General features: G+C 72.2%; 5 protein-coding genes. 3 read left to right on the top strand and 2 right to left on the bottom strand.

What is annotated here, in order from left to right:
• Nucleotides 1-134 precede the first annotated feature (134 nt).
• On the bottom strand, nt 135-1,217 hold the full coding sequence (locus tag ACI8AA_RS22160) for a tartrate dehydrogenase (RefSeq protein ID WP_457046528.1): 1,083 nt from the start codon (nt 1,215-1,217) through the stop codon (nt 135-137).
• 101 nt (nt 1,218-1,318) lie between these two features.
• Nucleotides 1,319-2,269: a LysR family transcriptional regulator gene (locus tag ACI8AA_RS22155; protein WP_457046527.1), complete on the bottom strand. Its 951-nt coding sequence runs from the start codon at nt 2,267-2,269 to the stop codon at nt 1,319-1,321.
• Between the two features lie 138 nt (nt 2,270-2,407).
• Between ACI8AA_RS22155 and dctA the strand changes: the two genes are divergently transcribed.
• The 3 genes from dctA (at nt 2,408) to ACI8AA_RS22140 (ending at nt 5,519) form a co-directional block, all read left to right on the top strand.
• Entirely contained in the window at nt 2,408-3,829 is a 1,422-nt protein-coding gene (dctA, locus tag ACI8AA_RS22150) for a C4-dicarboxylate transporter DctA (protein WP_457046526.1), read from the top strand.
• Nucleotide 3,830: 1 nt separating this feature from the next.
• Complete coding sequence (locus ACI8AA_RS22145; protein ID WP_457046525.1) at nt 3,831-4,991, top strand: glycerate kinase; 1,161 nt, start codon at nt 3,831-3,833, stop codon at nt 4,989-4,991.
• Nucleotides 4,992-5,189: 198 nt separating this feature from the next.
• On the top strand, nt 5,190-5,519 hold the full coding sequence (locus ACI8AA_RS22140; RefSeq protein WP_457046524.1) for a hypothetical protein: 330 nt from the start codon (nt 5,190-5,192) through the stop codon (nt 5,517-5,519).
• Nucleotides 5,520-6,000 lie beyond the last annotated feature (481 nt).

Raw genomic sequence — 6,000 nt, 5'->3', positions numbered from 1 at the left:
GGACGGTCCCGCGGGGCCCCGCGGTGTGGTTTCGGGTCCTAAGCGGCGGGTGTCCGTGCGGTGGGGGGGTGGTGCGGAGCATGGGGAGCAGTCCGGGCCCGCGCGCGGGCCGGGGCTGCTCCGGGTAGGGGCGGTCAGAGGGACAGGTGGTCGATGATGGCCGCGGTGACGTCCTCCGTGCTGGCGGTCCCGCCGACGTCGCGGGTGCGGATGCCCTTGCCCGAGGTGACCTCGATGGCGTGCTGCACGGCTTTGGCCTCGTCGTGCAGGCCGAAGTGCTCGAGCATCAGCGCCGCGCTGCCGATGGCGCCGACGGGGTTGCAGATCCCCTGGCCGGCGATGTCGGGTGCGGAGCCGTGGACCGGCTCGAACATCGAGGGGAAGCGCCGCTCCGGGTTGAGGTTGGCGCTGGCCGCCAGGCCGAGGCTGCCGGCGAGGGCGCTGCCGAGGTCGGAGAGGATGTCGGCGTTGAGGTTGGACGCGACGACGACGGAGAGGTCCTCGGGGCGCAGGACGAACTTGGCGGCCATCGCGTCGACCAGCACGCTCTCGGTCTCCACGTCCGGGTACTCGGCGGCGACGCGCTTGAACACGTCGTCCCAGAGCACCATGCCGTACTGCTGGGCGTTGCTCTTGGTGACGCTGGAGACCTTCTTGCGGGGCCGGGTGCGGGCCAGGTCGAAGGCGAACCGGATGATCCGCTCGCAGCCGACCTCGGTGAACACCGCGGACTGGACGGCGACCTCACCGCGGTCGTCGCGGCCGGCGAAGTTGCGCCCGCCGAAGCCGGCGTACTCGCCCTCGGAGTTCTCGCGGACGACGACCCAGCTCAGGTCGGTCGTGTCGGCCTTGCGGAGCGGGCTCTGGATGCCGGGGAGGAACTCGACGGGGCGGACGTTGGCCCACTGGTCGAAGTTCTGACAGATCTTGAGGCGCAGGCCCCACAGGCTGACGTGGTCGGGGACGGTCGGCCAGCCGACGGCGCCGAAGTAGATGGCGTCGAAGTCCTTGAGCTGGTCGAGGCCGTCCTCGTCCATCATCCGGCCGTGCCGGGCGTAGTAGTCCGCGCCCCAGGGGAACTCCTGCCAGTTGAAGGTGAAGCGGCCGTTCGAGGCCTCGGCGAGGGCGTCGAGGACGGCGCGGCCGGCCGCGACGACCTCGACACCGACTCCGTCGGCGGGGATGGCGGCGATGCGGAACGTGCGCTGGGCGGTCATGACGGTCTCCGTGGGGACGACTGCTGCGGTCGTGATCGAGTGAACGGCGTCACGTCGCTGCCCGTCCAAGACGTGTTGTCGATCCTTCGGATAGCCCGGGCCTATCGATCCGCGCGGCCTGTGCCCGCCTCCGCGTCGGACACGTACTGCTCGACGCACGTGACGAAGGCCTGGGCGGCCGGCGTGAGGGTGCTCGTACGGGAGACGAGAGCGATCCGCAGCAGGACGGCGGGCTCGATCCGCCGGACCAGTGCGCCCGACCGTTGCGCCAGCGGCGCCCAGGACGACGGCAGGACTGCGTGTCCCACACCGGCGAGCACCAGAGGCATGATCGAGGTCCGGTGCTCGACCTCGACGACGATGCGCGCATCGACGCCGCTGGCCAGGACGTCGTCCACCAGCCCCCGCATGAGGCTGCCCTGCCTGCTCACGATCAGTCGCGTCCCGGCGAGGGCCGCACGGTCCACCGTGCGCATGGCCGGTTCCCCCATCGGCCCGCGGTCACCGTGCTCCGGCGGCGCACCGTCCTCGGGCGGGGAGACCAGGACCAGGGGCTGGTCCTCGATCAGCAGGACACGCAGGCCACCGGGGTGCGGAGGCGAGGCCGCGCCGAGCAGCCCGAGCTCGGCCCGGCCGGTCCTGACTGCCTGGACCACCTCCTCGGGGGTGAACGCCGCGTCGGCCGTGACCGTCATCGCCGGATGGGCGGCGGTGAAGTCGCGGATCAGGGTCGACAACGGCTCCATGCCGGGACTGGGCATCGCGACGAGCTCGACCCGGCCGCGCTGCAACCCACGAACGGACAGCGCCGCGGCCCGGGCGGCCTCCAGGTCACGGACCACCTGGCGGGCCGGTTCGACCAGCTGGGCTCCGGCGTCGCTGAGCCGGATGCCGCGGCCCACCCGGTGGAACAGCGGCACACCGAGCTCGCGCTCGAGTGTCCCGATCGCCTGGGACAGCGAGGGCTGCGCGATGTACAGCTGCTCCGCAGCGCGGCCGAAGTTCATGGTCTCGACGACGGCGAGGAAGTAGGTCAGCTGCCGGACGTCCACCGCGTCACCTCCCGCGGACCGATAGGCCGAACCTACCGGTGCGGTAGCGAACGCGTCTTGGACCGGTGTGGCCGGAGTCACCCACTGTGGCGGCTACCCCGTCCACCCCTCCGGCAGTGAAGGACCGAGGTGTCCCCCATGGACCTGTCCCACGCGCACACGCCACCGGCCGAGAAGAAGCGCTGGTACCGGCAGCTGTACTTCTACGTCCTCGTCGCCATCGTGCTCGGCGTCGTCGTCGGCGCCGCCTGGCCCGGCGTCGGGGTCGCGATGGAGCCCATCGGCACCGCGTTCGTGGGGCTGATGAAGATGCTGATCGGCCCCATCGTCTTCCTCACCATCGTCGGCGGCATCGCCAGCGTCGCGGACCTGAAGAAGGTCGGCCTGACGGGGATCAAGGCGCTGACCTACTTCCAGATCGGCACCATCCTGGCGATGGTCGCCGGACTGGTCGCCATCAACTTCTTCCGCCTGGGTGACGGCGTGAACGCCGACGTCAGCACGCTGCAACCGACCGAGGACGTCGGCTCGCTCGTGGAGGCCGGGCAGGAGCAGCACTGGTGGGACTTCCTGCTGCGCGTGCTGCCGGAGAGCGCCGTCGCCCCCTTCGTCGAGGGCGAGATCCTGCAGATCATCTTCATGGCCGTGGTCTTCGGCGTGGCGCTCAACGCGGTCGGCGCGGTCGGCGCCCCGGTGCTGTCCGGCGTCCAGCGGCTGACCGCGGTGGTGTTCAAGGTGCTCGCGTTCATCATGAAGGCGGCCCCGCTCGGCGCGTTCGGGGCGATGGCCTACGCCATCGGCGAGTACGGCCTGGAGACGCTGACCAGCCTCGGCTCGCTCATCGCGCTGTTCTACGTCACCTCGGCGCTGTTCGTCTTCGTCGTGCTGGGCGGGGTGATGGCCTACCTGCGGCTGAACCTCTTCCATCTGCTGCGGTACCTGCGGGAGGAGCTCCTGCTCATCCTCGGCACCTCCACCGCCGAGCCGGCCCTGCCCGGGCTGATGAAGAAGATGGAGCACGCCGGCGTGGAGAAGTCCACCGTCGGCCTCGTGGTGCCGACCGGCTACTCCTTCAACCTCGACGGCGCCGCCATCTACCTGTCCCTGGCCGCCCTGTACATCGCCCAGGCCACCAACACCGACCTGTCGATCGCCGAGCAGCTGGGCCTGCTCGCGGTCATGCTGCTGACGTCGAAGGGCGCGGCCGGCGTCGCCGGCGGCGGCTTCATCGCGCTGACCGCGACCCTGTCCACCGTCGGCACCATCCCGGCGGCGGGCATCATGCTCGTCTTCGGCATCGACAAGTTCATGTCCGAGTGCCGGGCGCTGGTGAACTTCTGCGGCAACGCCGTGGCCACCCTCTTCATCGCCGCCTGGGACAGGACGCTGGACCGCGACCGCGCCCGCCGGGTCCTGCGCGGTGACGACGTCCCGCCGCTGCACGAGATCGACGAGGTGCCGGCAGAGACCGTGGACACCGACGACGCCGCCGCATCAGCGGAGCCGCCGCCGGTTCCCGGCGTCGTCGCCGTCCCCGTTCCCGTGGTGGCGAGGGCCTGACATGCGCGTCCTCGTGGCTCCGGACAAGTTCAAGGGTTCCCTCACCGCCCTCGAGGTGGCGACGGCCATCGGGCAGGGCCTGGAGGCGGCCGGTGTCGCCTCGAGGCTCCTGCCGCTGGCCGACGGCGGTGACGGCAGCGTGGCCGCCGCCCTGTACGCCGGCTCCGCTCCCCGCCCGGTTCCCGTGCGCGGCGCCGACGGACGCCGGCACACCACCGAGTTCGCGTTCGACGGCAGCACCGCGGTCGTCGAGGTCGCCAACACCTGCGGACTGACCACGCTTGCGCCCGGGGAACCGGCCCCGATGACCGCGTCCAGCTACGGATTCGGGCAGGCGGTGCTCGCGGCGCTCGAGGCGGGAGCACGACGCATCGTCCTCTGCCTGGGCGGCAGCGCCAGCACCGACGGCGGCGCGGGACTGCTCGCCGCCCTCGGCGTCCGGTTCCGGGACGACGCAGGACGTGACGTCGAGCCGACGGGGGGAACGCTGACGCAGATCGCCGAGATCGACCCGTCGGGAATCTGCGACCTGGACGCCGTCGAGCTCGTCGTAGCCACCGACGTGACCAACCCGCTGCTCGGCGCCGAGGGTGCCGCGGCCGTGTTCGGCCCGCAGAAGGGTGCCACCCCGGACCAGGTCCGCAAGCTCGAGGTCGGCCTGCGGCACCTCGTCGGTCTGCTGGACGCCTCCCGGTTTCGAGCGGCCGACGGCGGAGGGGACCTCGCGGACGAACCCGGTGCCGGTGCGGCGGGCGGTCTCGGCTTCGCCTGCCGGTGGCTCGGCGCCCGGCGCGTCGCCGGCGCGGAGTTCTTCCTGGACCTCCTCGGCTTCGACGCCGCGGTCGCCGACTGCGCCGCCGTCGTCACCGGCGAGGGCCGCATGGACGGGCAGACCCTGGCCGGGAAGCTGCCCGCCGTCGTCGCGACACGATCGGCGCCGCGCCCCGTTTCCGCCGTCGTCGGGCAGTCGCTGCTGACCCCCGACGAGCGACGGCGACTCGGGCTCGACCAGGTGGTGGCGCTCGGCGAGCTGACCGACGGGGACCCGAGTCGGGACGCCGAGCTCTCGAGGCGCCTGGCTGCGGTCGCGGGTGAACTCATCGGCCGGCAGGTCCGTTCCCGTGCCGCCGCCGGGCGTCAGGGCGCCGGCGTGGCCGTGTAGCACGCCGTCGTCGTCGGCGGCGCCGGAACGGAAGAAGGCCCTGGTCGGCGAACCGACCAGGGCCTTTCCCGCCGTCCCCAGCTCTCGGGTGCCTGCAGCGACCGCAGCGGGGCTCGGGCCGGCCCGTCCCGACGCCGCCGGGGGAGGACAGCCCTGACGGGGATTGCCCCCGGTGCCGGCCGCCGGACAGGTCCCAGGGTGATCAGCGAGCAGCTCCCCACCCTCCGCCGCTACGACTGCGCCGAGGTGGCGCAGATCCTGAACATCAAGGACACCTGGCTGAAGCGGTGGGTCACCGCCCGGCGCATCCCGCACCAGCGCAGCGGCAACCCCGACGGCGTCCAGCAGCGCGGGGTGTGGTTCACCTGGGCGGACATCCTGGCGATCGGCCAGATGCTGCCGGAGCTCATGACGCCGCGTCAGGCGAAGCGGGCCGCGGCCGCCGACGCGCACTCCGCGGCGCCGGACGCGCCGGAGCCGCCCACCGTCGACGTGCTCGACGGGTGGGCCAGCATCGGTCTGCACTGACGAGGAGCACCGCGGGACTTCGCCACCTTCGTACTCGGCTGCGAGATCTCGAGTGAGGACTTCCGCTTCCACCTCAAGGACGCGCCACCGGCGTCATGCACTGCCGGCGAACCGAGCCAGCGTCCTGGGGCCGCCTGCCCCGCCGCTGCGGCCGGGACCGGGGGCGGGCGAGGACAACTCGCTCAGGGGAGGCAGATAGGGCTTCACCCCGGATGCAGCGATCGTTTCCCGTGGATGTCCCGTCGGCGTCGTCGATGCAGCGGTCGCCCGTCCTCCGGTCTCGTCCTCGGCAGGGATCCGGCACGCGGAGGTCCGGCTCGGACCTGGTGGCCCGGCTGGGACAGGCGCACGGGTCGAGCGTCGATGACGACCGCAAGTACGGGGAGGCCTGCTCAGCAGCGGCCGGGCGCAAGGCGTGAGCTCCCGCGGGCGCGTTGTCGTGTCGGTTCCGCGGAGGATCCGGCCGCGGCAGGCAGGAGGA

The organism is Geodermatophilus sp. SYSU D01180 (assembly GCF_054050415.1).
The sequence above is the reverse complement of the archived record's forward strand: the minus strand, read 5'-3'. Positions and strand labels throughout refer to the sequence as shown.

Bases quoted from the DNA above. Each gene is read 5' to 3' on its own strand.
- ACI8AA_RS22160 (WP_457046528.1), bottom strand. From the start codon at position 1,217: ATGACCGCCCAGCGCACGTTCCGCATCGCCGCCATCCCCGCCGACGGA.
- dctA (WP_457046526.1), top strand. From the start codon at position 2,408: ATGGACCTGTCCCACGCGCACACGCCACCGGCCGAGAAGAAGCGCTGG.
- ACI8AA_RS22145 (WP_457046525.1), top strand. From the start codon at position 3,831: ATGCGCGTCCTCGTGGCTCCGGACAAGTTCAAGGGTTCCCTCACCGCC.